Origin of the sequence: Paenibacillus sp. FSL K6-2393 (assembly GCF_038002545.1) — a bacterium.
Classification (GTDB): domain Bacteria; phylum Bacillota; class Bacilli; order Paenibacillales; family Paenibacillaceae; genus Paenibacillus.
In genome coordinates, this window is record NZ_JBBOCU010000001.1 from 5,314,067 (window position 1) to 5,340,514 (window position 26,448).

The following is a 26,448-nucleotide window of genomic DNA, read 5'->3' on the forward strand; positions in this document are numbered from 1 at the left end:
AAATTGAACAAAACATTTACACAAAACGTAGAAGACAGAAAGGACCTGAAGAAGCAACGCGTTCGCCTTTATCCCCGGATTTCCCCTTTATAAAAGGAATCAAAAAAATCTGGGGATAACAGCGATCGGAAGGTTGTTCTGTCATCGGAGTGTGCAGTGTAAATATTCTTTAGTTCAATTTATATAAACATCTACGAACAAAAAAGTCCTTCCTCCTTCTTATAGACGGGATTCAGGACATTTTGTTGCCTATTTGATTTCAAATCTTTGCTCAACTTGAGTATAACGAACAATACGTATGCTCGAATCGTCCAGCCTCCAAGTCAGACTTGCGAATGAAAAATTGTAATTCCCCGCAATCCCACCATTGGAAACCAATAGCATCATGTGTATCTATCTTTAACAGCAGCAGCGTATCGGATAGTTCCTGCCATGTCCGATCCTCATCACCGCCGTAATGCTTGGTCAGCTTCTTCTCACACTCCTGCTCATTATAATCATACTCTTCTCCCAGTGCGATCTGTAATAAGGCACGATGCTCGGCATCTGGATGCTGCCCGTCAGGATATCCAAACATACCACCCCAATTCAGCATACTCGGATGATTCCAGCTCGACTCGAATTCAAGGTATCGGTCATACAGACTCACTTCCGCTTCGGCCTCATCGCTCTCAAGCTGAGACGGCGAGAGCTCATTCAGCGCGTTGACGTCAATATATGCATATGTAGGAAACTCAAGATTAGGCAGTACAGTCACCGAATGTGCAACAAACGGGGCTCCATCCAGCGCGGTATCTCCCTCAGGCTCTCGCCTTATCAGGTTATGAGAACTCGGCTCAAAAATCACACGATGTTCAATGGGACAAGCAGATTCATCCGTGCCAACGAAAAAGTATAACATGCCACGTTCAGGCAAAGTCCCGCGCCCATCATTCGGCGTATACGGCGACAAATCCACCAGGTTCAGTTGGGCCAGGAAAGTCATTGGAATTCCTTCTTGTGTTACGGGCCATTCCATGCGACTCGGCAAATCCGGATGTCCACCCACACGTGAGTTTCCTGTTCTGCGATATTCGTCCAGTGTGGATACATCGAGGCGAATTCCCCAGCGGCTTGAAGATAACAACAGATCGGCAGCAACTCCCAAACCATATTCCTCAAGTGTTTTACGGGCTTTTCTGGTCAGACGTTCACATTGTTCTGGCTTAATCATATAGATCCTCCCCTTTTGACAATACACCTATGCTGAGACATATTCAGGTTCACACCTGTATATTCTTCCGCCCAGACGTCTTTCCCTGCTTCTGTATAAATTGAACTTAAGAATATTTTACACTTACCACTCCGATGACAGAACAACCTTCCGATCGCTGTTATCCCCAGAATTTTTTTGATTCACCTTTGCAAAGGTAAAAATCCGGGGATAAAGGCGAACTCTTTGTTTCTTCAGGTTCTTTCTGTCCTCTACGTTCTCGTGTAAATGTGTATTTCAATTTATATAGAAAAAAGAGACTGACATTCCTTGTCAGTCTACTTCTTTATCCTATATTGCATTTAACGATTCGGATCAGAGGACTTTTCCTGGTAAGCACGCATATGCTCCTCACCGTCCAGGAATTCATGGGCCTGATGGGCTGCCATCACACCATGATAGCTGATATCCAGACCCAGATCTTCCTCTTCTTCTGTCGAACGTACAGGCACAATTTTGCCAATCAACTTTAACCCGATCCAGGTCATGGCGAATCCCCAGATAACCAGAGCTGTAAGGCCAAGTGCCTGAACACCCAGCAACCTCCAGCCGCCACCCATGAATAATCCACCATCCGTGGCAAACAGACCTACAGCAATCGTGCCCCACATCCCTGATGCGGCATGCACCGGGAAAGCACCAACTGGATCATCAATCTGCCGACGGTCCAGCCAGTTGGTGGCAGCCATCATCAATAAGCCGGATACTGCCCCAATGAATATCGCTGCTACATCGCCAACAAAAGCACAGCCTGCCGTAATGCCGACCAGTCCCGCAAGCGAACCGTTAATGACCGAGGGTGCATCTGAACGATTGAAGCGGAATAACGTATACAGTAACGTAACCGCACCACCCGAAGCCGCAGATAACATCGTGACAATCGCAATGTGACCAATTCTTACATCCGTCGCGCTGAGTGTGCTCCCAGCATTGAAGCCAAACCAGCCGAACCATAACAGAAATGCACCTACAGATGCCAGTGGCAGATTGCTCGGGAGTGCGATGGCACTTACGCCAAGTGGCGTGTACTTCCCTTTACGCGGACCAATGATAATCGCAGCAGCCAGTGCCGAGAATCCGCCGAGTGCATGGATGACAGCCGAACCGGCAAAGTCCTGCATCCCCAGCTGACTAAGCCAGCCGCCGCCCCATGCCCAGTGTCCACCAATTGGATAGATGATCGCCGTCATCAATATGATATACAACAGGTAGGCACGGAAGTTGATCCGCTCTGCTACCGCTCCTGAAACGATGGAAATAACGGCAATGGTAAAGGCAGCCTGGAACAACCAGAATGTCTCCAGAGATACCGGTACGTCCAGATGAGACAAATCCCCATTCAGGAAAAATCCCGTTACTCCCGCAAAACCGCCAACGTCCGAACCATACATCAGTCCAAAACCGATGGCATAGAACAGTAACGTTCCAATCGTAATGTCAGCAAATACCTTCATAATAATGTTCACACTATTTTTATAACGCACAAAGCCAGCCTCGAGCAGGGCGAAACCACCCTCCATCAATAAAATCATCGCTGCACTCAGTACGACCCAGACCGTATCAATCCCGGTGCCTAACGTCTCCAAAGTCATGCTTGTACATCCTCCGTTTCACTAAGCTGTCTGAGCTCACGGATTGTATCGGGCGCAAGCTCAATCTCGTCCCGCTCAATGCTGTCCGGATGCTTAATTCGTTCTTGGATCTGATCCAATTCACGTATGCGTCTGCGAATCTGTTCCATCTTGCGAAAACGTTCCTTCACCTGCACCATATACTCCACCGCCTGATGATGGGATGCTGGACGTCCCGCAAACCATTTGCGTACGGGCGACAACGATTGATAAGCGATCTCTTCCGCTCGACGCTTTTGTTCGAACTGTTCGATCTTCTGCTTGAGCGTTTGGATCTCATTTTCTTTTTTGACCTTCAGCCGTTCGATAAGGTACAATAAATCGGACGATGATATTTGCAATGCTGTATGGTGATACACCTCGTCGATTACTAACATATCATGTCAGGACTCCTTACATATCAAGTTACTTGTACCGATTATAGTTTGCCGGGGTCTGCCCGTCAATCTTTTTTTGGACTTGAGATGGATTGAAACGAACCGTTCATTAGAGAACGACTTTTTTTATTGGGCACAAATTACATCTAACAAGGCTAATCTTACCTATGATTCGCATTCATTCTTTCCATTCTTTAGGCTTATAGGATAAGCATCCATATTTGGGGTAATGAACATACACAGACTGCCCGCATCACAGAACCCATATATAAGGAGAGGATTATACGATGTTTACTCGTAATGACGATATACGCAACCAAATCTGGGAAGCCGTCTCGGGACTCGAAGAAGAACAATTGAACCAAAAACCTTCACCCGCGCAATGGAGTATTATGCAAGTACTACGTCATCTGAACCTGATGGAAAATGTAATTGGAAAACAAGCCCGCCTGGCTCTCGAAAAGGAACAGACGGTGTCTGTGGACAAAAAACCATATGAATTATCGTTGGACCGCAGCCGCTCCGTCGAGGCACCACCCCATCTTCAGCCTCCAGCAGCGCCTGAAGCACTTGCAGATGTACGCGGTGATCTTGACGAATCTCACCAAGCGTTAAACAACTTTGCATTGGATCATGATCCTGACCTGCTGCGCAGCAAGTCCTTTCCTCATCCCGTATTTGGTGAGATGGATCTTACCCAATGGATTGACTTTACAAGTTATCATGAGGAACGTCATCTGGGACAGATTCAAGAGATTAAACATCAGCTTGGCGTGTAAGCACAACCTACACTTTCACATAGCGACGAATATAGTTGAACGACAAAAAACCTCCAATCCTATCATTTAGGTTGGAGGTTTTCAATGTTCTTATCTCACGAACAAGAACGACACTTATATTTTTTTGCCCAAAATCGCCAGATCTCTATTCACACCATCCAACACGGCCACTTCGGGATAATAACCCCACTGTTCAAAACCATGCTTGCGCAATAACCCCAGACTCGGTTCGTTATGCCCGAAAACAAATCCGAGAATGGTCGTAATCCCAAGTGCAGGACATGCTGCAAATACCGTTTCGAGCAAACGTCCACCAGCCCCAATTCCGCGGCATTGCTGATCCACGTATACACTGACTTCCACCGTTCCATTATACGCAGGACGTCCATAGAATGAACTGAGACTCGCCCAAGCGACCACCTGTCCTGCCTGCTTCATCACCCAAAGCGGACGATGTTCCGGTGTATGTTCCTCAAACCAAGGCAAACGTTGCTCCACCGTCACCGGCTCCAAATCGGCTGTTGCCATACGGCCCTCAATGGTAGAATTATAAATTTCCACAATCCTCGGCAAGTCCTCCAGGCGCGCATATTCAATCTGCACATCTTCCAGTTTCATCGCTATTCCTCCATCATTCCAGATCGTTCTATTATCATAGAGGATATTATAACGGAGAAGAGAAGTTTTCGTCACCTCTAACATTCTGACAGAGAATTACTCCATCATTACTCTGGAAGTCCCTGTATTGTGTTCCCACGAGTTAACTGCTGACTCTGGTCTGCCCAACGAATGTTAATTGAGCGAGATGTGAACAGATCCGGGCCATCCGACACCTGGAAATGCAGATGAGCTTCACTGGAGTTCCCCGAATTACCAAGCTCACCGATAGGGTCTCCCTGCTTGAGCTTATCTCCTTTTTTGACCGAAACACTGCCTTCCTTGATGTGTCCCGTGATGCTGTATTCACTGTTGCCATGGTCGATCACCACATAGTTACCCGCCGGCTCTTCTGGATTCATCACACCCGGTACATTGTCCGGTATATCGTTCTTGATATCGACGACAGTACCATCGGCAGCTGCATAGAGTGGTTCACCAAAAGCATAATAGTTTTCGTTTGCCGTTGCATCACCATGATAACTGGATTGTTCTTTGGTCCGTACGATATCCAGTGCATAACGCTGCGTTTCGTGCTCATAATGATAGTTTGACAAGGCATTATTGCCTCCCCAGAATACGTACCATTCCCCCTTCATCGGCAATTGAAATTCCGTTTTGGTGAATTTGGCATCGTTGTCCTCATAAGCTTGCAGCGGTTGGATCAAGAGGCCTTCAATTTGATTTTCTTCGGAAAAATAGGCTCGAATCCCTTTGGTCCCAGTCTGATCCTTCCAGGCAACCTCGGTTAATTGATTCATTTTGGCGTCTACCACTTGCTCCCACGATTCAACACCCTCCAGAAAAGGATCAGCGGTCGTTTTGAACTGTTCAAGCGTTAACGTCCCCTTAAACTCGGGAGAGAACTGATTATAGATTGCATCCTTTGAACCGTTCATCAACGTATCTATGAAATTGTCCGGTGTAACCATCGCGCTCACCTCTGAACTTGAGTTCTGCTCCTGATTAGAGTTCTCGCTCGTTTCATTATTGGATGCCTGTTCGGCTGACTGCTGCTCTGCCTGGTCGGAAGTAATGGAATTGCTGTTGCCGCAAGCAGACAATATCACGCAAGCTCCAAGGGTAATCGCAAGCACCTTCCAGCCCTTTCTATGCTGTAATTTTGAATGTGTATGATGTTCTGATTTCAGATGACCTTCTCTGTTCATTCTCAACATCCCTTCTGTTAATCGTTATACTTTCCAGTTAAGTGTACAGAATGAGTCTTATCCTTCGTCTAACCCCATCTTACATGTAGTTAAACTTGCAACACCTTTTGAGGCTGTATAATTAAGATTCCGTTAAGATAGCTCATACGCTATACAGCCTTCTTGGATGGTATGATTAGCAATACACACAACGGAAGGATCAGGAGGTCATTTTTAAACTATGGATAACGTCTCATTACTGCTTGTGGATGATGAACAGGCCATTCTGCATATGCTCAAAACCGTTCTGCTCAAAGAGCAGTTTCTCGATATTGATACCGTTACAACAGGCGAAGCTGCCATTGAGGCATGCAACAACAAGACCTATCAATGCATCGTGCTCGACATCATGCTTCCTGGCAAAAGCGGACTGGAAATCTGTCCTTTTCTACGGCAGGTTACCGATGCGCCAATCCTGTTTCTGACGGCCAAAACAACCGATTATGACAAATTAACCGGATTCGCCGTTGGTGGCGACGATTATGTGGTCAAACCCTTTAATCCTCTGGAAGTCGTTGCTCGAATTAAATCATTGCTTAAGCGTTATTTACCTTCTAAAACCGCAGCGATCTCGGAACCCTTCCCATCCAACGTAAATACGTCATCTCCCAGCATGCCGGAAGGCGTGTACGACTTTGGACGATTCCAGGTGCTGGAATGGGCTGGTGAGCTTCGGGTTGAAGGAGAATCCGTATCCTGTCCGGCACTTGTGTTTCAACTACTGCTCTTTTTCTGCAAGCATCCCAATCGAATCTTCACCAAATCAGATCTATATGAACGGGTCTGGGGCTCTGAATCCATTAGTGATGACAATACCGTGATGGTTCATATTCACCGCATTCGGGAGCGCATTGAAGCCGATCCTTCCAATCCGGTGTTTCTCGTCAACGTCCGGGGTCTGGGTTACAAACTGATTCAGCCGGAACATGTGTCACGCCCATGAGTATTCGTCGCAGGTTAATGACCCGGTTTATCGGGATGCTTGCCGGTGCAGTCGTTCTGATCATCCTGCTTGGGTCTGTAGCCACCTACTGGGTTGTGCAAAAGGTAAATGAAGTGAATCTGGTGGATGATTTTGCTGTTAATGGTCTGGACCAATTGATTAATACAGCAGAGATTCTGCCAGATAATACGATCCAATATGACCCCGAATTGCTGAAACAAGTGGATAAAAATCAAGGCTGGCTCCAGGTTCTGGATGAACAAGGTTACGCCATTGATGAATATCACACACCTGCCGATGTTCCTACTCACTATAAACCGGGGGAATTGATTGCATACTGGGAAAGCCAGAAGCCGTTCCCTTATCAGATTGTCATGCTGATCCGGGAGAAAAACGGGAAGGAATTCACCTTGTTATATGGTGAGAGTAACCCGGCCAAGTCCTTAATGAATAAGATTCGTTCAGACCTTGCTTTCACCAACGGGAAGCTTGATCTTCAGCCCGACCAACAGGAGGCCCTCCGTGCCGCCAATGCTTATCTTCAAGTATTGGACGCGTCAGGAAGCGAACTCTCCTCCTATAACAAACCGGCCATGGGCGTACCTAGCGAATACACCATTCAGGAACTCGTTCTGCAAGTTCGCTATCCGAGTCGATCAGGTATGTCTGTTGCCACGTGGTACGACGAACAGAATGAAACTACCTGGCTGATTAGCATACCTAGTGATCCATTGGCGACCGGAAACCAAAACCCCTACAGTTTTATTCTGGAACCGGCATTGGTTGTATTGATTGTGTCCATCATCATTTTGCTCATTTTGCTTGCCTTCTGGTATGCCAACCGATTTGGCTCACCCATGCTGCATATGCTCCAATGGTTACAGCGTCTGGAACGAGGACATTACGAGGAACCTACCGGAGCCTTTGGAGTGCCTCGCAGTCAGCGTCGTAACGGAAAGTGGAAGCGAAAATACAACGTGTATGCTGAAGTGCTTCGCTCCATGCAGGCCTTGTCTCACACTTTGAAGCAAGATGAAGAACTTCGGAAACAGACCGATTCTCTGCGGGAGGAGTGGATTGCTGGCATAACACATGACCTGAAGACCCCCCTCTCCTCCATTCAGGGATATGCTCATATGCTTGAGGCAGATAAGTATAGCTGGACGGCGGAAGAAGTCAGGGAATTCGCAGGCATAATGCTTGATAAGTCCATGTATATGGACAGGCTTGTCAACGACCTTGCCATGACCTATCGATTACGCAGTGGAGGATATCAACCTGTGGTGGAAGAGACTGACGTAAATACGTTGCTCCGTGATCTGATCCAGCGCGCTGAACGGAATCCGGCATACGGGGAAGGTCGCATCCTATTCCAACCTTCTGAAGTGCCAGTGTATGGCCTTGTCCATATTCCGTCGTTTGAACGAATTGTGGATAATCTGACCGCCAATGCCCTTCTGCATAATCCGCCCGAGTCCATCCTGGTTGTCAGTGTGCATTCTGGTACGCAGGCAGATGAATTCAGCATTCAGTTTGCCGATAATGGAAGAGGCATGGACCCCGAGACGGTATGGAAGTTATTTGAACGATACTATCGCGGTACAGATACAGGTACATCGGATGTTGGATCAGGGCTGGGCATGGCGGTAACCAAAGGTTTGATCGAAGCCATGAATGGTCGTATTGAGGTACAGTCCACCCCTGGTGAAGGAACGATCATTTGCTTAATATGGGATGGGCCGTCCAAAACCAATTAAAATGTTCCGCTTGACCTTTCCATTTTCAGTCTATATAATCGACACTCAATAACACCTGTTCCAATATATTGATATTGAATGCAACACATTTCAGGATAACTTCAATGAGTTGATCTAACATATTTGGCGATGACCAGAGACATGATTTCGTTTGCGTGCTGCCCAGAGAGAGAGGGGATTGGTGAAACCTTCTTCAGCGAACGGACCGGAATTACCCCTCTGCAGCCGTGACCTCGAACCTCATCATTTCGAACCTCTCTAGGATGTTCGGCTTGTTGCCAGTAGAGTTCACCGCCTGATCCCCGATAACGGATTCCAATGAGGGTTATGATGTTTTCTGTTCCGGCGGCTGGCCGAGAGCAGGGTGCACCATAACCAAAATTAGGGTGGAACCACGAGCCAAGCGCACTCGTCCCTTTTCCGGGACGGGTGTTTTTTGCGCTTTCATTTTAAGAAATGGAGAGTGGTTCACATGAGCAAACAAGAAAAAAGTAACTCAGCAAGCAACAATTCAGGTAACGAAATAAACAGCCAAGCAAATGATCTACAACCATCCAGTCAATCCATTGAGGTCCGTCTGCAAGGTGGCATGGTACGTTCTTACGAAGCAGGCATCACTGTAGGTGCGGTTGCCTCATCTATCAGCACAAGCCTGGGAAAACAGGCCATTGGCGGTATTGTAGATGGCCAAAATGTCGATCTCGATTGGGTGCTCAAGCAAGATTGCGAACTTGTTATCGTTACTTTGGACAGCGCGGAAGGTCTGTATCGTTATCGTCACAGCGCAGCACATGTGCTGGCACAGGCGCTTAAACGCATCTACGGTGCAGAGCAAGTGAAACTGGGTATCGGCCCAGTCATTGAAGATGGATTCTATTACGATGTTGATCTGGAGCATGCCTTGTCCATCAGTGATCTGGCTGCCATCGAGCGGGAAATGAACAGAATCATTCAGGAGAATCATAAGATCAGTCGCCGGGTCGTTAACCGGGAGGAAGCCCTCCGTATCTTCGGAGAGATCCAGGACCCCTACAAGCTTGAACTCATTCAGGATTTGCCAGAGGATGCCGAACTTTCAATCTATGATCAAGGAGAGTTTTTCGATCTGTGTCGCGGTCCCCATCTTCCATCCACTGGTCGGATCAAAGCGTTTAAGCTGCTGAATGTGGCTGGTGCGTACTGGCGGGGGAACTCGGATAATAAGATGCTGCAACGCATCTACGGCACTGCTTTCCCGAACAAAGCACAGCTGGATGAACATCTGCACATGCTCGAAGAAGCGAAGAAACGGGATCACCGTAAACTTGGCAAAGAGCTTGAACTGTTCATGTTCTCCGAAGAAGCGCCCGGCATGCCCTTTTATCTGCCTAAAGGCATGACTGTTCGCACTGAACTGGAGCAGTTCTCCCGTGAGCTGCAGTTACAGGAAGGTTATCAGGAAGTTCGGACTCCTCTCATGATGAACAACCGACTGTGGGAGCAATCCGGCCATTGGGAGCATTACAAGGACAACATGTATTTCTCGGAAGTGGACGATGCCACTTTTGCACTGAAACCGATGAACTGTCCTGGGCACATGCTGATCTTCAAAAACACACTCCATTCCTACCGCGAATTGCCGATTCGCATGATGGAATTTGGTCAGGTTCACCGTCATGAATTCTCAGGTGCCCTGAACGGCATGATGCGTGTGCGGACATTCTGCCAGGATGATGCTCATCTCTACGTCATGCCAGAGCAGATCGAGGACGAGATTAATCAGGCGATCTCACTGATCGGACGTATGTACGATATCTTTGGGTTCGAATATAAGATCGAATTGTCCACTCGTCCGGAAGATTCCATGGGATCGGAAGAACTGTGGGATCAGGCGGAACGTGCATTGCAAAATGTACTAGATCGCCGGGGCGTGGAGTATCGCATTAACGAAGGAGACGGTGCCTTTTATGGACCGAAAATTGACTTTCATATCCTCGATGCGTTGAAGCGCAGCTGGCAGTGCGGAACAATCCAGCTTGATTTTCAAATGCCGGAGAAGTTCGACCTCACTTACATTGGCGAGGATAGCCTGAAACACCGTCCGGTCGTGATTCACCGTGCCATCTACGGTTCCATTGATCGTTTCATCGGCATCCTGACTGAGCACTATGCGGGAGCGTTCCCACTCTGGCTCGCACCTGTGCAAGTGAAGCTGCTGCCTGTATCAGATCATTACGCAGACTACGCACTCCAAGTACAGAGCCAGCTCCGAGCTGCGGGCATTCGGGTAGAAACAGATCTGCGTAGCGAAAAGCTCGGGTACAAAATCCGTGAAGCCCAGATGGAAAAAGTGCCTTATTCGCTCGTACTTGGAGAGAATGAGAAAAATGCCTCATCCGCCTCTGTCCGTGCATACGGTCAGGGAGATCAAGGCATCCAACGCATTGAAGCTGTTATTGAAATGATCCAACAGGCTGTGAAGGCAAAAGTATAAAAGAAGTAACGACCCTATCTATTGGTCACTTATCAGCTTGTGCTGAATTACAACTTCTCATCAGGTTTCAGCCCAACTTGTTCTTCGCTCCATATCCAGAAACGCTCAGCTGAAGCATCATCAACGGCATGTTTCTTCAGCTGCTGCTCTTTCTGTTGATAGAAGTAACGCCCGGTGATGCCGACAACTTCAGGGCTTGTGGCCAGATAAACAGCCGTTCGCGCTCCTTCTTCAGGGGACAAAAAGAATGGAAGCTTGCCCACAAACGCCATAATGCGTGTGCCAAATCCAGTATTGCGATCTACGCCAATACTCGTTCCCACCGCACCAGGGTGTAGACAGTTCACCGTGACAGATGTACCTGACAGTTTGCGGGCCAGCGCACGAGTGAACAACACGTTAGCCAATTTGGATTGGGCGTAGCTTTTGATCGGATTATAACCTTTGTGCAGATGTGGATCTTCGAAGTGGATTTTGCCGGCCTTGTAAGCACCTGACGAAACGTTCACAACCCGTCCCTGCTTCGCAGCTTTCAGAGGTTCTATCAAAAGTAAGGTCAACAGGAAATGCCCCAGATGGTTAATACCGATACTTTGTTCGAACCCGTCTGAGGTTTCCTTCCGCTTGACCATCACCACCCCCGCATTATTAACCAGAACGTCAAGGCGATCATGACGCTCGCGGAATGTGCGGGCAAACTGGCGTATACTTTCGAGTGAACCCAGGTCACACAGCATCAATTCAATCGCAGAAGAGCCGGACTGACGCACAGCTTCCTGAAGAGCCTCCTGTCCGCGCTTCTCACTGCGGCACGCCATGATTACGTGATATCCTTGTCTTGCAAGTTCAATGGTGGTTGCCAACCCCATACCTGAGTTAGCTCCTGTTACAATTGCTGTCTGATTGGACATGAGGTACTTCCCTTCTGAACCTGAGGTTCCGAAATTAGAGGCGCAACGACGGACAATATGAGATAATGATAGGATCACATCTCGGTTTCCATGGGAGGACAAGTATGCTGACCAAAGAAGATTTTAAAAAAGTTAAAAAACAAGCCAAACTTGAAATCGCACTACTCGAACAGGAATATCAGGAAATCTTGCAGAACGTTGATTCTACGCTGTATGAAAAATACGGTATTTTGGACAAAGAAGAAACACGTGAGCTCACCCGAAAACGCAAAAACCGAAGATATGCTTCACTGGTCATCGAACTATGCGCCATTATTGAACAAATGTTACATCAACTGTACAAAGACGTATATCAGAAAAAGTTTAATTCGACCCAGCTGATGAAAACTCCTGCCTACCGTGCACGCTCCAATATGGAGATTATTCAGTCCGAACTCAGTAAAGAGTTCATTGCTCTGGAATCCGAAAAGGAACACTTCGCTGAAGCCCTTAGCCTGGTGTTTCAGACGAGGAACAAACTTGTTCATGATAACTTCTCGTTTGTCTCCATCGTTAAGGACGGCAGTAATGAAGAAGAAACGTTCGAAACATTACTCCATACGGTAAAAAAATATAGAAAACACTTAAAATATAATCGCCCTGAATAACAACAATCATCGCTAAAAAAGAAAAGGAGGTGTACCGGACTACGGTCCGGATCACCATGAGCCATCCAACAACTTCAATTACTGTGCTAAATCTTCAGATTCCTACACCTTCCGGGAACAGCCCCATATTCCCCGTCATGCTTCGTGATTTAGATGGCGTTACCTTGGTGGATACCGGCATGATTGGACAATTTGCAGAACTTCAATCCGCATTGGAACATGAGGGTGTACAGCTCTCGGACGTCAAACGTGTGATTATTACCCATCAGGACATTGATCATATCGGTAACCTGGGCGCTCTGCTGGATGCCATCCCCGATCTGGAAATCTGGGCACATGCCGATGAGATTCCATATCTAACAGGTGAGAAACCTTTGATCAAATTCACGCCTGAACGTCGTGCGCTGTTGCCCGCGCCCGTTTTGGCACTGGCAGATCAACTGCTCTTGCAGCTGCCTGAAGTGAACATCAGCAGAACTCTGTCGGACGGAGACTTATTACCCCTTCAAGGAGGTACACAGGTCATTCATACACCGGGACATACGCCAGGCCACATCTGCCTGTATTTCGGAGAGCAGCAATTCCTGCTCGCTGCCGATGAACTTCGTGTGGTCGATGATGAACTGGTTGGCCCAGCGCCACCCGCGACACCGGACATGCCGGAAGCGCTGCGAAGCCTGAAGAAACTGACCAACCTTAAGCTCAATAAGGTTCTCTGTTATCACGGTGGAGAGTACACGAATGATCCCGCTCAGCGCATTGCCACACTTGTGGAGAGCGCAGAGTAGGTAAAGAACGCGGAGCTGTGAATGCTTTGGGAACGATAACGCATCCTCTTAACGCCGTTTCTCTTCGTGCAGCATTGTGCGTTGTAGCTCATTCAAGGTGAGGATGAAACATACATTACAATCAAGGAGCTGTCCCATAAGTCATGAATTTGACGGGGACAGCTCCTTTAATTAATTAACCACGCACTTCTACCACTCTACTGCACTGGTGTTGACCGTATGCTAGCTCCTATTGCACACGCTATGCATACAGTATGCACGCAGTATCTTATATTGAACTACGACATGTGCACAGTATCTTTCCCTGCCCGGTTGGCAAATCAATTCACCGGAAAATCCGTAACGTAAGTGCCTACTTCTTCACAGAGTTTCACCTTTAATGAATTAGGCACAGTCTAAACGCTATAGTTGTTTTGTAACGAATCTCAGACACCCTATACGCAGTATTTTGAGTATCAGTATTTTCTAACGAACTCCAGATACCTTAGTTACTCATTTCATTGGTTTTTCGGCAGGTTTCTAGTGAATTTTGGCGATATAACGTGACTGAGGTTCGTTATATACTATGAACGCCACCAAACCTCTATTTAAGGTGCGTCAGGTTCGTTAGAGAAATTTTATTTAGAGCGATTCAGATTCAGGGCACTTCAGGGCTTTGGCTCAAGATAAGCGGCAACCGTTCGTTTTAAACTTACTCCATCCACTACCTTACGGCGAGACGAGTTCGGTTCGACGCTTTCCTGTAACACTGATTTTATCTCCTTTGACCCCGACTTAGCTCTCCGGAGTAAGTACAATCAGCTTGTCATCTCCATCACGTGGCGATCCTCGTCCATCCCGATTGTTCGTAAGCACATACAACTTTCCGTCCTCGCCAGCACTCACATTGCGAATTCGACCCCATTCATCTTCGAAGATGGGTTCCACCTTCTCCACCTGTGTGCCATCTTCCGAAAGAGTAACCTTCAGCAACTGCTCTCCACGCAGATTTGCAGCAATCAGCGATCCGGCCCATGGTCCTTCTTCAACAAAAGCTACACCGGACGGCGCCCATGTATCATTCCCACTATGTGCGAGCGGAGCCTGATATGCGCCATTGTCATCGTTGTCTCCCTCCACCTCAGGCCAGCCATAATTCTCACCAGCTACAATCCGGTTAATCTCATCATGATTACGCTGACCATGCTCAGTGGCATAGAGATAACCGTTGTCCGGGTTCCAGGCCAGTCCCTGTGCGTTGCGGTGTCCCATACTGTACACAGGTGAATTCGGCCATGGGTTGTCTGTAGGGATCGATCCGTCGAGACTAATCCGCAATATTTTACCCCCAAGGCTATCTTCGTTCTGTGATAGTTCCGGTTCATACCGCTCACCTGTCGTGATATAGAGCAACTTGTCCGGGCCAATCTTGATCCGCCCACCGTTATGATTTGTCCCGCCTGGAATGTTACCAAGCAGCTCTTGATCTATAACGGCTTTGCCATCATTCACCTTGAGGCGTAACACCCGATTGGCAATGTCGTCGCCTTCCAGATAGGAGTGGTATGCATACAAGTAACCGTTCTCCTCAAAGTCCGGATCAGCTTCAAGACCCAACAGACCTCCTTCGCCTTCTTCATTAAACGGAGCTGAGAATTCAATCAGTGGTTCAGGGGCCAGTTTTCCATCCTCAATGATCCGAATCGCACCAGGGCGTTCCGTTACAAACATCCGACCATCAGGCACACTCACAATCTCCCATGGTGCATTCAATCCTTCAACCAGAACAGAAGCCTGATACGGAATAACCGTCTCTCCCTGCGCCCCACTCTCATTTCCACTTGCACCGGTATTGCCTCCATTGGCTGTCTGTCCCTGACCTGTTCCCTGTCCCTGAGACGTCTGCTCTGTTCCTCCCGTAGAGGGTTCGCCTGAAGAACATGACGCTGTTAACAGTGCCACACTTAATAATGAAGCATACAGCGGAGCGTTTACTCGATTATTCATGATTACATCTCCCTTCGTATATCGTTCTTTTGTATAAATAACTAAGCCAAGATTCAACGTATTGTTAACGTATTACTATCTATAGTTGTGGTGTTATTATTCATGTGTAAAGCGGTTTCGCCCTGTATTACCCTTCATAACAGCCGCTTAAACCGAGAATTCAAGGGATTCCGAGGATATGAAATCACCCCAGTTTGGAATTCCATCATAATCTTTTATAATAGAAGGATAGTATGAATGGAAAGGTGGACAACTACACTTATGAATCAAAACCCTTTATCTCGTCTTGAAGCCGATCTGTCCGGGCAAGGATTGGACGCCATGCTGATCACAGATCCAAAACATATCTACTATTTAACTGGATTTGCAAGCAATCCGCATGAACGTTTCCTCGGTCTGGTTCTTGCACGTGGCGAAGAACCCTTATTGATTGTACCCGCACTGGACGCTGAAGCTGCCGCAGCCGCTTCCTCGGTATCCAACATTGCCACTCACACGGATACAGATAATCCATACGCTTTGTTTGATCGTTATCAGGGGCGCTTGGGCCGAGTAGGTCTCGAAAAAGAATACGTGACAGTCGCACGTTATGAGCAACTGACCGCCGCGCTGGGTGCTGCCAGCTTTGAAGATGTTGGCCCCCTGCTTCGCACATTACGTGTAAAAAAAACACCTGATGAGGTAGCCCGCATTCGCCACGCTATTCATCTAATTGAAGAAACTCTTCGTCAAGGCCTCTCTCATGTTCGCACAGGCGTAACCGAGATCGAACTTGTCGCCGAGATGGAGTATCAGATGAAAAAGCTGGGTGCTGACGGCCCTTCCTTTGATACCATGGTGCTCACGGGACCCAAAACAGGTCTGCCACACGGTACACCGGGTGAACGGAAACTGCAACATGGTGACCTGTTGATGTTTGACATGGGTGTGTATGCTGGAGGATATGCCTCGGATATCACACGTACATTCGCCTTTGGTGACATCTCACCTGAACTCAAAACCATCTATAACACTGTGCTCGCAGCGAACGAAGCTGCTATCCAAATCGTGAAACCAGGCATCACCTGCGCCGAAGTGGATCGTGCAGCACGCCAGGTCACGGAAGAAGCGGGATACGGCGAACGTTTTATGCATAGAGTAGGCCATGGATTGGGTATTGACGTGCATGAGTATCCTTCTCTCCATGGAGAGAATATGGACATCCTGAATGAAGGTACCGTATTCACGATTGAACCAGGCATCTATACCGCAGCAGGCGGCGTCCGCATCGAGGATGATGTAATTGTGACCGAGACTGGTGTGGAAGTTCTGACGACATATCCAAAAGAACTGCAAATCCTTACCGACTAATTCAATTGGATCTATGTCAAAAATAGCCCAGATACATCAATGCTTAGCCGATATTATGTATCATGAACTAAACTGCACGCAACTGTGCTGAACTGTATCTTCAATAATATAAAGTACACACGCGAACGCAAAAATCCCGCAAATCCATGAATATCATGGGTTGCGGGATTTTAATTAATACAAAGCATATCCTAAATTACTCCGTCTGCATTCTACGTAATCTTATTCCTGCTCACTCATTTACCATTAGTCAAACTCATGCGTGATATCCTGCCAAGACTCTAGCTGTGGCAACTGTTGCTTCCCCCAGTAATCCAGAAACCATTGAATAATCCCAGTTGTATCTGTTGTGCTGTAGCTGTAATGCAGGAAACCGTCCTCGCCTTCCTGCAAACGAATCTCCGCCACCATTTGCCCTGGTTCCTCAAGCGCAGCAGCCTGCATATACATACTTCCCTCCACCAGCTCCGAAGGTTTAAGTACTACGTATTCATGCAATTCCAGATTGGAGATCAACTCCACCAATAATGAGGCATTAATGTTATCATTCTCGTAGGTTGTGCCATTGCTTTCCAGTGTATAACGCAGTGTAGAGTACATGTGCGATTCCCCTTTGGTTGAAATCATCGTTGGCTAATGATACACGCTCATAACGACAGGTCGTTTATATTATAACTTTTTCATAAAAATGTAAAAAGGATTTTTCTTGTTTCGGGTCTTTTCTATGAAAAAAACCCTTGCAGAGTCCGAATTACAATGGACTGCGCAGAGGGTAATTTTAAGTGATACTCTTTGAATATTCTCTAAGCTTCATCCTTAAACTTAAAGCTGCGTGCAACATACAGAAACGGCGTTCCGACTGCAGTTAATACAAATTTGATAATATACGTAGTCAGGAAGATTTCCAGCCAAACATCCCAAGGATAGATGAACGCAAATGCGATCGTGCAGAACACCAGTGTATCCACGAATGAACTGATGATCGAACTACCGTTGGTGCGTATCCACAACTGATTGCGCCCTGGGGCCACCTTGCGCAGCCAGGAGTATAATCGAACATCCAGGAACTGACTGATGAAGTACGCCGTCAGACTTCCGAGTGCCAGACGTGGCAGCAGACCGAACAACTTCGCCATGGATTCCTGTGCAAAGTCCGTTGGTGCCGGGTCAAAGAACAACACCATCTGCATCAGAACCGTCGTCATGATGAGCGTGAAGAATCCGAACCATACGGCTTTGCGTGCCTCACCTGGTCCATATTTCTCATTGAGCAGATCACTGGTCAGATACATGCTGACATACATCGTGTTGCCTAACGTCAGTACGATACCCATGATATCTATCGTTTTGGTCACCTGAATGTTGGCTATAACCGTAGCCACACCAATCCAGGCATAGAGACCTTTTTTACCGAACAAGCGGTAACACAACAGGAAAAATCCATAAGTTACGAGAACAAAAACTGCTCCCCACCCTAAGTTAAACATAAATACATACACTGCCTTCCTAGTTTTGATTACGCGGGATGGTTACGAACCGCGGTTTGGCTCAGGGCCAAAACATGAATACTCTATCACATTTCTCGTCCCATGAACAGAACTAAATAACCCCGAGTCTGCCTGAGTGACTACGATCCCTGCTATATTCCTCCCGTGTCCTCTCGACCATACGACTGTTTTTGTACTTCCTTGCCTTACACCGTGTATCGAAAAAGAAGACGGCTTCACACACCGTGCACAGCATAGTTTGATTTCCGCAAAAAAAAAACCGCCCTCCAGATTCCTCCGAAGGACGGCTTTTCTCACTTGATTTGAAGACGGCTCTAGCTATCTTAATGTGAGCTTCTATCTAATCCATTCTGTATTAAGCCTGAGCCGCAGAATCCAGCTCACGGCTCTGATCGTTAAACGTGTCCCGATCGTTTTCCTTCAAAATTCTGCTCGTCACGAGTCCTGATGTCATTGACCCGTTCACGTTAAGCGCTGTACGACCCATGTCGATCAGCGGCTCCACGGAAATGAGCAGTCCAACCAGAGCCACAGGCAGATTCATGGTGGACAATACGATCAGGGAAGCGAAGGTTGCCCCGCCGCCAACGCCAGCCACACCAAACGAACTGATCATGACTACGAGGATCAAAGTCACAATGAAGTCCCAGCTCAGCGGGTCGATGCCGACCGTCGGAGCAATCATTACCGCCAGCATGGCCGGATAGATCCCGGCGCAGCCGTTTTGCCCAATCGTAGCCCCAAAGCTTGCAGACAGGTTCGCAATACCGTCCGATACGCCGAGTTTCTTCGTCTGTGTCTCCACATTCAGCGGGATCGCCGCTGCACTTGAACGGGACGTAAAGGCAAATACCAGTGTTGGCAGCACCTTCTTCAAATACGTAACCGGGTTGAAGCCGGACAGAGAGATAATAATCAGATGAATAATAAACATGATCGCCAGCGCGATATAAGACGCAATCACGAATTTGATGAGCTTTAATATCTCTTCCGCATTCGTTGTCGCCGTTACCTTTGTAATCAGTGCTAAAATCCCGTAAGGCGTAAGCCTCAGCACCAGTGTAACAATTCGCATAACCACCGCATATACCGCATTAACCATACCGCGGAACGTCTCCGCCTGCTGAGGTTTTTTGCGATCCAGTCCAAGTACGGCTACACCGATAAACGCGGAGAAGATAACCACCGCCAGTGTGGATGTACGACGTTCTCCTGTCATATCTGCAAATGGATTCGAAGGAATGAATTCCAGCACTTGCTGCGGGATGGTCTGATCCTTCACATCAACAAGCCGTTCCTCCACCTTCTGAATCTGCGCATTCTCCCGGTCTCCTCCTTGAATCTCAATGGAAGTCAGGTTGAAGCCCAGACTGGTCACAATGCTGACCCCGGCAGCAATGGCTGTGGTGATCAACAGAATGGCAATAATGGAAACACTCATCTTGCCGAGATTTTGCTTGCCCTTCAGATTCATAATGGCCGAGATGATCGACACCATGATCAATGGGATCACGACCATTTGCAACAAACGAACATATCCTGAACCGACCAGATTGAACCAATCGACTGATTTCGTAACTACATCAGAACCTGATGTGTACACCAATTGGAGAATAACCCCGTAAACAACCCCCAGTCCCAGACCCGCAAATACGCGTTTCGTAAAGGAGATATGTTTTTTCTGCATCCAGTAGAGGATGCCAAGTAAGGCAAGCATAACCACTACATTCAATATGACTAGAAAAGTATCCATTTCTTTAAATCCTCCTCAGGCATGTGTGTAACCGGAACATATCCGGTTTTCTCTTCTATCTTTTGTACTTCCAACAAAGACATTTTACAATATACCATATAACAAACTATTCTGGTAGGTATTAATTGATATTATGTAATATGCATGTAACAGATTCATGTATTTCTGAAAAAAATACACCAAATCGTGAAAATTGTTCTATTCAACCTCCGGTTAATTTTGTAATATAGGTATATCCGCTTATTCCCAAGTTTTCTCAACGTTTAATTTAGGTCTTTCTTCATTGGTAGATAGGTCTTATGATTACGGAAAAGCGACAATGTTAATGAACTTGACGTGAAAGGATGATCATATGTTTCGTAATCGCACCGTCGCCGGTAAAATCAGAGGCACCTTATTCCTCGTTCTGCTGGTTGCTTCCCTGTTGTTCAGTATTAGTTTTTACGCCGTATCGATGAATATTATTCAAAGCTACGTGCTGCCGCAGTTTGACAAAGTCCTAAACACGTCCATTCAGGATATATACAAGAATACTTCAGCATCCAAAATCCTACAGGTACAGAGTGGCGGAGCCGGTTCTGAAGGTGCTGCCATGACCGTGGAATCGTATCTGGCAGATAAAGCAAAAGAACATAATCTGGATGCTGCTTACGTTGTTGCTATTCAAGATGGCTCAGCCAAAGTCGTTGTGGCCAACCCTTCCTCAAACATGAAAGCGCAGGATGAGATCAGTGTAGAACCCGCAATGAATGCAGCTATTGAGAACAAAGAGATGGTAATCAGTGAGGTCTACTCCGATTCCTTTGGTGTACATAAAGCAGCCTTTATCCCCATTGCAGGAAGTAACATGATTATGGCTGTGAGCATGGATGCCCAGTTCATTCAAGACAAGATTACCCAGATTTTCTGGTTATGTCTTGGGATTACAGCATTAGTGTTTGTGCTCGGCTGGCTTATCTCCACTAGTATGATCAAAAGAGTTACCAAACCGATCATCAAGCTCGTCCAACATAGCAAACAAATATCCCAAGGTGATCTGACCGCTGAACTAGAGATCAAAGGTAAAGATGAAATTGCCCAGCTTGCCGCAAGCTTCCAGACGATGACGCATAACCTGAAAGAAATGATTAGCCGTGCCTTGTCCACGTCCAATGAAGTTGTATCAGGCTCCAATGACCTGCTTCAGCGGGTTGAATCGATGTCTGGTATGGTTCGAAACTCCAGCCGCTCCGCAGAAGATGCAGAAAAAGGCAGCATCAGCATTGCGTCAAGCGCATCCGAGAACGCCAGAGCTATGGAAGAAATTACGCAAGGTATTATGCATATTGCTTCTTCTTCCGCTGAAGTGTCTGACCAGATTGGTGAAGCAGCCAACGAGGCAGTTAACGGTAACCGACTGGCTCAGAATGCCATTGAGCAGATGGAGCGTGTAGGCCAGACAGCAAGCGAATCGTTGCGTTATGTCGAAACTATGAATGAACGTTCGGTAGCCATCGGCACCATTGTTGCTTCCATTTTTGAAATCACCAAACAGATTAACATGCTGTCACTCAACGCCTCCATTGAAGCAGCACGTGCCGGAGAGCATGGCCGCGGATTCGCTGTTGTTGCTGGAGAAGTTCGCAAACTTGCCGAGCAATCCAAGACAGCCACCGAAGAAATTTCGGATTATCTGGGTACCATTCGTGAAGATGCTGAGCGCTCGGTTGATGCAATGAACCGTGTAACCCGGGAGATTGGTTCAGGCACAACTGTTGTTCAACAAGCAGGCTCAGCCTTCCAGCAACTGAATGAATTGATTCAGAACGTGAATCTGACCATTCAGACCGTCTCTGCTTCTACACAACAAGTATCCGCTGGTGCTGAAGAAGTGAGTGCATCCGTTGAAGAAACGGCACAGATTACGACCAAATCCCGTGAAAGTATGCTACAGATTGCTTCAACAGCAGATCTTCAGCTCAGCGAGATGGATTCACATTCGAATACAGTTCGTCATCTGCATGAACAAGCTGTAGAGCTGCAATCCGCTATGAAAAATTTCAAAATAAACTAACAGGTTAACCATTAACCTATCATCACCTGTTTTAAACTTCATTTAATCATAGGATATACAATACCCCCATGCCGCTAACATGCCGTTTTTAGAGAACGGTTTGTCGGACATGGGGGTATTGTTGTTTCACTCGGGTGCCTGAACACCCATAATCTCGTACACATGCTTCATATCCAATGCCGAACGCAACGATTCGGCTACCCGATCAAACTCCATCTCCTTACGCTCATGCGCACTATATGTCTCCTTAAGTGGAGCCAGTCCTTTTCCTGCACGCAAGGCATTTAGCCACGAACGTCGGAATTGATCACTTTCAAACAATCCATGCAGGTAGGTTCCCCACACACCGCCATCTACAGAGCCCCAGCCTTCTTGGAAAGGTTGACCACCTGGATGTGAGATTTCAAACAACGCGGTTACACGTTCAGGCTCGTGGCACTCCGTAACGCCCATATGAATCTCATATCCATTCACAGGTAATGAAGCCTCTGTTACATCTTGCTCACCATACAGACGAATCGGGTTATTAGGCTGCACCCGTCCGGAAGCTCTGACGGTCTGCTTTTCCTGAAGAAACGTTGTCGATAGCGGGAGCCAGCCAAGCCCTTTTGCTTCCTGAATCTGATCCGCCTCCACAGCAAAGGGGTCCTTCAGATGTCTTCCAAGCATCTGGTATCCACCACATATCCCTACGAGCTGAACGTTATCACGTTCGGTCTGACTGGCAATCGCCTGCTCCAGCCCAGACTCACGCAGATATGCCAGGTCACCTATGGTATCCTTCGTACCCGGTAGAAGAATGGCATCAGGACTGCCCAATTCCTCTGGCGAGGTCACGTAACGCACATTCACATCCGGTTCACGGGAAAGTGCGTCAAAGTCTGTAAAGTTGGAGATTCGCGGATATCGGATCACCGCCAGATCCAGCTCGGTTTTGCCGGATTTCCCATGACGCATGGAGTCCAGCACCACTGAATCCTCTGCTTCAATCTGAATATCTCTTATGTAAGGCAATACACCTAATACTGGAATGCCTGTCCGTTCTTCGAGCCAGTCGAGTCCCGGCTGCAACAGGGACAGATCACCGCGGAACTTGTTGATAATGAACCCTTTGACTCGCGCCACCTCATGGGGTTCCAGCAGCTCCAGCGTACCTACAATGGAAGCAAACACTCCGCCCCGATCAATATCGGAGATCAGAATCACCGGCGCATCGGCCCAGCCTGCCAGATTCATGTTGACGATATCCCGGTCCTTCAGATTGATCTCGGCCGGACTGCCCGCTCCTTCCATCAGCACAATATCATAGGTATCCCGTAGCCGATTCAACGCATCCATCACCGTCTGCTTTGCTTCAGGCAGAAACTTCTGGCGATAATCTGATGCACTCATCTGGGCAAAAGGTACACCATGTACCACGATCTGCGAATGCATGTCCCGCACCGGCTTGATCAGGATTGGATTCATATCGGTTGTCGCCTCAATACCGCAGGCCTCGGCCTGTGCTCCCTGAGCCCGACCAATCTCCTTGCCATCTTCCGTCACATAGGAATTCAGTGCCATGTTCTGTGATTTAAACGGGGCTGGCTTGAAACCATCCTGCTTAAAAATCCGGCACAATGCCGTTGTGATGACACTTTTGCCTACATCAGAAGCCGTTCCTTGCAGCATCAGTACCGCCGCTGGTTGTGATGGCCTATCTTCCACGCTCTCTCCCCCTGTCTCCGTGTTATATCCAGATCACCTTGCTCCCAACCTCATGCGTAACACTTTCTATACTGCTTCTTACTTCAAAAGTTACAGCCAGAACAGTCCTTGAAGCACGCTCAGCACGGTCAACAAAGCCGCCTCCAGCAGCTCATTCATGGCACCATACGTATCCCCGGTTAAACCGCCGAGCCGTTCACTGATCCGGGCAGCCACGAATCGGCCGATATAATAACACGCCACAGGCAGTATAATAACTGCCGTCACCGGGTATAGCCACCATGGCAGTGTTCCCAGCCCACTCACCATCGCATCTGCAATCCCCATATCCGGCTTGAAAAGCCACACCGCGGCAAACGTAACCGCCCCTGCGATCAGGGTCAGCCCCACGGCTGAGCTGCGTGCACGCTGGACTTCCTTCCGCTCACCGAGACCTTTGAACAATACCGCAAGTCCATCATCTCCGCGTGCATTCGGCCAGGCCGACATTGCATACACCATGAACCAACGGCTCCAGATCATGGGCAGGATCAGCAGCGCACCGTACACCCAGTGGCCCTGGGCAATAAAATCGGCGATCAGCGCCGCTTTCATCATGAGCAGCAGCACACAGGCAATTACTCCCATGGCCCCGACACGGCTGTCCTTCATAATCTCCAGCATTCGTTCACGGGTACGATAACTGAGCAAACCATCCGCCGTATCCATCCATCCGTCAAGATGGAGCCCTCCGGTGAGCCATACCCATAACGTCAAAGTTAGGATGGCAGCCGGAAATGCGGGAAGCACTGCACCACTTAAGGCTCCCAAGAGCCAGACACACAGACCAATTGCAGCACCGACCAGCGGGTAAAAGACTACACTTTCCCGCAGCAGCGGCGGGACAAAATCGATTTGCATTTTGACAGGGAAACGGGACAAAAATTGAAAAGCGGCGGCCGCCGCATGTTTGCGCTGAGGAGCAGGCGTGCCCTCCTTCATAAGCGGTACTCCTTGCTTTTTAGTTCAATCGCAATGCCCACGGTCACCAGAAATACTTCACCACATATCGCTGCAATGCGCTGATTCAGTACACCGGCCAAATCCCGATATTTCCTGCCAAGGGCATATTCCGGTACGATCCCGTCCCCCACTTCATTCGTAACCAGAACAAGTAAACCGGGATAGGTTCGAATCGCTTCAACCAGCTCGTCCAAATGTCCCTGTAACACCTGCTTCTCGTCATGCTCATGCGCTAACAGAACATTTGTCAGCCACAGCGTCAGGCAATCCACCAGAACGGTGGGTGCAGAAGTCCCTGTATGCCCTTCACCCATGCGGCTTATCAAAGCAGGCAGATGTATCGGCTCTTCCGTTGTATGCCACAGATACCCCGATGCCTCGCGCTGATGCTGATGCATGGCGATACGCTCACGCATTTCATCATCGTAGGCCTGAGCTGTCGCCACATACCAGGCCTCCGAGGAACGTTGCATGCAGAGACGCTCGGCAAAGGAACTTTTGCCACTGCGTGCGCCGCCTGTCACCAGTACGCTCATCGGGAACTCTCTCCTTGCAGGGATGAATCAACCGACGCAGCAGAGTCCGAAGCATGGCTTGCCCCGTCCGAGACACCCGCGCTTGCAAAGGTTGCCATCTCGTTCAGAATGAGACATGCTGCGTCAATCAGATGAAGACTAAGTACACCGCCTGTGCCTTCACCCAGACGCATGTCCAGATCCAGCATCGATTTCAGGTCCAGTTCACGCAGCAGCGCTCCATGCCCATTTTCATGTGAAGTATGAGAAGCGATCATATAAGCCGTACTCAGAGGTGCAAGTTGTCTTGCAACCAGCGCTGCCGCGGTAGAGATGAACCCGTCTACAACGACCGGACACCGATGAGCAGCTGCTGCGAGGATAACCCCCGTGAGTCCAGCAATCTCCAGTCCACCCACCTTGCACAGAACATCCAGTGCATCATCCGGGTTCGGTGCGTTTACAATAAGCGCCTGGCTGACTACAGCAGCCTTGCGCTGCAAGCCTGCATCATCAATCCCTGTACCTCTCCCCACAGCGGCAGCTGGTGCAACTCCGGTTAACGCGCTCATTACCGCAGCACTTGCAGTTGTGTTGCCAATTCCCATCTCCCCGGTGACAAACAGCTGTGTTCCCTTCGCCACCTCTGCCGATACAACTTCGGCTCCTGCAAGGATAGCCCGAACTGCCTCATCCCGGGTCATCGCTGCCCCTCGGGCCATGTTGGCCGTGCCTTTGCGAATTTTGCGGGAGAGCAGGTCCGGATGTTCAAGATCGGCATTCACCCCGATATCCACACAGATCACATCAGCTCCGGCGTGACGTGCAAGCACATTCACCGCAGCACCTCCAGCGAGGAAATTCAGGACCATCTGCGGGGTCACTTCAGCAGGAAAGGCACTGATGCCTTCTTCCACTACGCCGTGATCTGCGGCCATGACAATGACCGCCCTGTGATCAAAACGCGGACGTGCATTGCCCGTCATGCCTGCCAAACGGATCACCAGCTCTTCCAATTTGCCCAGACTCCCCGGCGGCTTCGTCAACGAATCCACATGCGCAGAGGTTTCTGCCGCCACTTCCTGGTCAGGAGCAGTAATCTTACTTATTAAATGCTCCAACACCTGTTCATTATTCATACAACCAGCACT

Annotated in this window: 22 protein-coding genes; 8 read left to right on the top strand and 14 right to left on the bottom strand. The window is 48.2% G+C overall.

Annotation, left to right across the window (positions count from 1 at the left end):
• Positions 1-271 precede the first annotated feature (271 nt).
• The 3 genes from MHI14_RS23625 to MHI14_RS23635 all read right to left on the bottom strand — a co-directional run bounded on the left by MHI14_RS23625 (position 272) and on the right by MHI14_RS23635 (position 3,260).
• A complete protein-coding gene (locus MHI14_RS23625; protein ID WP_091033469.1) occupies positions 272-1,213 on the bottom strand; it encodes a DUF1963 domain-containing protein in 942 nt (313 codons plus the stop codon).
• 341 nt (positions 1,214-1,554) lie between these two features.
• Positions 1,555-2,844, bottom strand: coding sequence for an ammonium transporter (locus MHI14_RS23630; protein WP_341131360.1), 1,290 nt, complete (start codon positions 2,842-2,844; stop codon positions 1,555-1,557).
• Positions 2,841-3,260, bottom strand: a complete 420-nt coding sequence (locus MHI14_RS23635) for a hypothetical protein (protein WP_341131361.1) — start codon at positions 3,258-3,260, stop codon at positions 2,841-2,843. The genes MHI14_RS23630 and MHI14_RS23635 overlap by 4 nt, the downstream gene beginning before the upstream one ends.
• A 287-nt stretch (positions 3,261-3,547) precedes the next feature.
• Here MHI14_RS23635 and MHI14_RS23640 point away from each other — a divergent pair, with 287 nt between their 5' ends.
• Complete coding sequence (locus MHI14_RS23640; protein WP_091033474.1) at positions 3,548-4,039, top strand: DinB family protein; 492 nt, start codon at positions 3,548-3,550, stop codon at positions 4,037-4,039.
• Positions 4,040-4,153: 114 nt separating this feature from the next.
• Here the strand turns inward: MHI14_RS23640 and MHI14_RS23645 are convergent, their stop codons facing one another.
• The gene (locus MHI14_RS23645; protein ID WP_289391572.1) at positions 4,154-4,657 is read right to left on the bottom strand and encodes a GNAT family N-acetyltransferase; all 504 of its coding nucleotides are present in this window, start codon (positions 4,655-4,657) and stop codon (positions 4,154-4,156) included.
• Positions 4,658-4,764: 107 nt separating this feature from the next.
• Positions 4,765-5,865 carry a peptidoglycan DD-metalloendopeptidase family protein gene (locus MHI14_RS23650; RefSeq protein ID WP_341131362.1) on the bottom strand — a complete coding sequence of 367 codons (1,101 nt, stop codon included), beginning with the start codon at positions 5,863-5,865 and terminating at the stop codon, positions 4,765-4,767.
• Between the two features lie 220 nt (positions 5,866-6,085).
• On the opposite strand from MHI14_RS23650, the gene MHI14_RS23655 reads away from it, so the two are divergent.
• The 3 genes from MHI14_RS23655 (at position 6,086) to thrS (ending at position 11,077) form a co-directional block, all read left to right on the top strand.
• Positions 6,086-6,847, top strand: coding sequence for a response regulator transcription factor (locus MHI14_RS23655; protein WP_341131363.1), 762 nt, complete (start codon positions 6,086-6,088; stop codon positions 6,845-6,847).
• Positions 6,844-8,604, top strand: a complete 1,761-nt coding sequence (locus tag MHI14_RS23660) for a sensor histidine kinase (RefSeq protein ID WP_341131364.1) — start codon at positions 6,844-6,846, stop codon at positions 8,602-8,604. Before MHI14_RS23655 ends, MHI14_RS23660 begins: the two co-directional genes overlap by 4 nt.
• Before the next feature lie 472 nt (positions 8,605-9,076).
• The gene (gene thrS, locus MHI14_RS23665) at positions 9,077-11,077 is read left to right on the top strand and encodes a threonine--tRNA ligase (RefSeq protein ID WP_341131365.1); all 2,001 of its coding nucleotides are present in this window, start codon (positions 9,077-9,079) and stop codon (positions 11,075-11,077) included.
• Between the two features lie 47 nt (positions 11,078-11,124).
• Here thrS and MHI14_RS23670 read toward each other — a convergent pair whose 3' ends face one another.
• Positions 11,125-11,988 carry an SDR family oxidoreductase gene (locus tag MHI14_RS23670; RefSeq protein WP_091033492.1) on the bottom strand — a complete coding sequence of 288 codons (864 nt, stop codon included), beginning with the start codon at positions 11,986-11,988 and terminating at the stop codon, positions 11,125-11,127.
• Between the two features lie 104 nt (positions 11,989-12,092).
• Between MHI14_RS23670 and MHI14_RS23675 the strand changes: the two genes are divergently transcribed.
• Together MHI14_RS23675 and MHI14_RS23680 are read left to right on the top strand one after the other, a co-directional pair.
• Positions 12,093-12,635 (top strand): hypothetical protein, encoded by a 543-nt coding sequence (locus MHI14_RS23675; RefSeq protein WP_133386809.1) that lies wholly within the window; start codon positions 12,093-12,095, stop codon positions 12,633-12,635.
• Between the two features lie 56 nt (positions 12,636-12,691).
• Positions 12,692-13,423, top strand: a complete 732-nt coding sequence (locus tag MHI14_RS23680; RefSeq protein ID WP_339312780.1) for an MBL fold metallo-hydrolase — start codon at positions 12,692-12,694, stop codon at positions 13,421-13,423.
• 774 nt (positions 13,424-14,197) lie between these two features.
• Here the strand turns inward: MHI14_RS23680 and MHI14_RS23685 are convergent.
• Positions 14,198-15,409, bottom strand: a complete 1,212-nt coding sequence (locus tag MHI14_RS23685) for a PQQ-dependent sugar dehydrogenase (protein ID WP_341131366.1) — start codon at positions 15,407-15,409, stop codon at positions 14,198-14,200.
• A gap of 261 nt (positions 15,410-15,670) precedes the next feature.
• Here MHI14_RS23685 and MHI14_RS23690 point away from each other — a divergent pair, with 261 nt between their 5' ends.
• Positions 15,671-16,759 (top strand): M24 family metallopeptidase, encoded by a 1,089-nt coding sequence (locus MHI14_RS23690; protein WP_091015224.1) that lies wholly within the window; start codon positions 15,671-15,673, stop codon positions 16,757-16,759.
• A 246-nt stretch (positions 16,760-17,005) separates the two neighbouring features.
• Here the strand turns inward: MHI14_RS23690 and MHI14_RS23695 are convergent, their stop codons facing one another.
• The 3 genes from MHI14_RS23695 to MHI14_RS23705 all read right to left on the bottom strand — a co-directional run bounded on the left by MHI14_RS23695 (position 17,006) and on the right by MHI14_RS23705 (position 20,020).
• Positions 17,006-17,359, bottom strand: a complete 354-nt coding sequence (locus MHI14_RS23695; protein ID WP_249911471.1) for a hypothetical protein — start codon at positions 17,357-17,359, stop codon at positions 17,006-17,008.
• Positions 17,360-17,562: 203 nt separating this feature from the next.
• Positions 17,563-18,246, bottom strand: coding sequence for a queuosine precursor transporter (locus MHI14_RS23700; RefSeq protein ID WP_341131367.1), 684 nt, complete (start codon positions 18,244-18,246; stop codon positions 17,563-17,565).
• 376 nt (positions 18,247-18,622) lie between these two features.
• Positions 18,623-20,020 (bottom strand): L-cystine transporter, encoded by a 1,398-nt coding sequence (locus MHI14_RS23705; protein WP_091033512.1) that lies wholly within the window; start codon positions 20,018-20,020, stop codon positions 18,623-18,625.
• A gap of 352 nt (positions 20,021-20,372) precedes the next feature.
• On the opposite strand from MHI14_RS23705, the gene MHI14_RS23710 reads away from it, so the two are divergent.
• Positions 20,373-22,073: a methyl-accepting chemotaxis protein gene (locus MHI14_RS23710; protein WP_341131368.1), complete on the top strand. Its 1,701-nt coding sequence runs from the start codon at positions 20,373-20,375 to the stop codon at positions 22,071-22,073.
• 126 nt (positions 22,074-22,199) lie between these two features.
• On the opposite strand, the gene MHI14_RS23715 is transcribed toward MHI14_RS23710, so the two are convergent.
• The 4 genes from MHI14_RS23715 to cobT form a co-directional block, all read right to left on the bottom strand.
• Complete coding sequence (locus MHI14_RS23715; protein ID WP_341131749.1) at positions 22,200-23,744, bottom strand: cobyric acid synthase; 1,545 nt, start codon at positions 23,742-23,744, stop codon at positions 22,200-22,202.
• A 126-nt stretch (positions 23,745-23,870) separates the two neighbouring features.
• The gene (gene cobS / locus MHI14_RS23720; protein ID WP_289391559.1) at positions 23,871-24,761 is read right to left on the bottom strand and encodes an adenosylcobinamide-GDP ribazoletransferase; all 891 of its coding nucleotides are present in this window, start codon (positions 24,759-24,761) and stop codon (positions 23,871-23,873) included.
• Complete coding sequence (cobU, locus tag MHI14_RS23725) at positions 24,758-25,318, bottom strand: bifunctional adenosylcobinamide kinase/adenosylcobinamide-phosphate guanylyltransferase (RefSeq protein WP_289391558.1); 561 nt, start codon at positions 25,316-25,318, stop codon at positions 24,758-24,760. Before cobU ends, cobS begins: the two co-directional genes overlap by 4 nt.
• Complete coding sequence (cobT, locus tag MHI14_RS23730; protein WP_341131369.1) at positions 25,315-26,436, bottom strand: nicotinate-nucleotide--dimethylbenzimidazole phosphoribosyltransferase; 1,122 nt, start codon at positions 26,434-26,436, stop codon at positions 25,315-25,317. The genes cobU and cobT overlap by 4 nt, the downstream gene beginning before the upstream one ends.
• Between the last annotated feature and the right edge of the window lie 12 nt (positions 26,437-26,448).